The following is a 1,602-nucleotide window of genomic DNA, read 5'->3' on the forward strand; positions in this document are numbered from 1 at the left end:
CATCACCTGGAACAGCGGGTGCCGGGCCAGCGAGCGGGCCGGGTTGAGCTCCTCGACCAGCCGCTCGAACGGCACGTCCTGGTGGGCGTAGGCGGCCAGGTCGGCCTCCCGGACCCGGGCCAGCAGCTCGGCGAAGGTCGGCGAGCCGCTCAAGTCGGTGCGCAGCACCAGGGTGTTGGCGAAGAAGCCGACCAGGTCGTCCAGGGCGGGGTCGAGCCGGCCCGCCAGCGGGGTGCCCATCGGGACGTCGTCCCCGGCGCCGAAGCGGTGCAGCAGGGTGGCCCAGGCGGCCTGGAGCACCATGAACAGGGTGACCCCGTGCCGGCCGGCCAGTTCGGCGAGCCGGGCGTGCAGGGCGGCGTCGAGGTCCAGCTCGACGACGTCGCCGCGGTGGGTGGGCACCGGCGGGCGGGGGCGGTCCAGCGGCAGCGGCAGCTCGTCCGGCAGGCCGGACAGGGCCTCGCGCCAGTGGTCGAGCTGACGGCCCAGCAGCGAGCGCGGGTCGGTGTCGGAGCCGAGCAGCCGGTACTGCCAGAGGGTGTAGTCGGCGTACTGGACGGGCAGCGGACGCGGGTCGGGGGCGGTGCCGTCGCGGTGGGCGGTGTAGGCCGCGGCGAGGTCGCGGAACAGCGGGCGCAGCGACCAGCCGTCGCCGGCGATGTGATGCAGCACCAGGGTGAGCACGTGCTCCTCGGGCCCCTCGGGGCACAGGTACGCGTGCAGCGGGACGTCCACGGCCAGGTCGAAGAGGTGGCCGACGAGGTCCTGCGCCGGGCGGTCGGTGACGGTGAGCAGCGGCCCGGGCGGGCCGTCGAGGACCCGCTGGTGCGGCACGCCGTCGAGTTCGGTGAAGACGGTGCGCAGCGACTCGTGCCGGGCGACCACGTCGCCGAGGGCGCGTTCCAGGGCGGCGGTGTCGAGCGGGCCGGACAGCCGCAGGGCGAGGGTGACGTTGTAGGTGGCGGCGGGGCCCTCGGCCTTGCCGAGGAACCACAGGCGGCGCTGGGCGAAGGACACCGGCAGGTGCTCGGGGCGCTGCTCGGGGAGCAGGGCCGGGCGGGCCGGGCCGTCGGCGAGCCGGGCGGCGAGGGCGGCGACGGTCGGGGCCTGGAAGAGGTCGCCGATGGCGAGTTCGGCGCCGAGGTCGGCGCGGACCCGGCCGACCAGGCGGGTGGCGAGCAGCGAGTGGCCGCCGAGGGCGAAGAAGTCGTCGTCGACGGTGATGTCCTCGATGCCGAGGATCTCGCCGAACAGCGCGCACAGGGCCCGCTCGCGCTCGTCGCGCGGGGCGCGGCCGGTCGGGTCGGCGCCGAGGTCGGGGGCGGGCAGGGCGCGCCGGTCGACCTTGCCGTTGGCGTTCAGCGGCAGCGCGGGCAGCACCACGACGGCGGAGGGCACCATGTAGCCGGGCAGCCCGGCGGCGGCGAACTCCTTCAGTTCGGCGGCGAGTTCGGGCCGACCGTCGAGGGCCTCGGCCGTCACGGCGCAGTAGCCGACCAGCCGGGTGTCGCCGGGGCGGTCCTCGCGGGCGACCACGATGACCTGGCGGACGGCGGGGTGGCGGGAGAGCGCCGCCTCGATCTCGCCGAGCTCGATCCGGAA

The 1,602-nt window shown here is 76.2% G+C and carries 1 protein-coding gene; it reads right to left on the reverse strand.

Annotated elements, in window-relative coordinates:
- Positions 1 to 1,602, reverse strand: a 1,602-nt coding sequence (locus VR45_RS41215; RefSeq protein ID WP_045945113.1) for a condensation domain-containing protein, incomplete at both ends; no start/stop codon positions are given.

Origin of the sequence: Streptomyces sp. NRRL S-495 (assembly GCF_000966955.1) — a bacterium.
Taxonomy (GTDB): Bacteria; Actinomycetota; Actinomycetes; order Streptomycetales; family Streptomycetaceae; genus Kitasatospora; species Kitasatospora purpeofusca.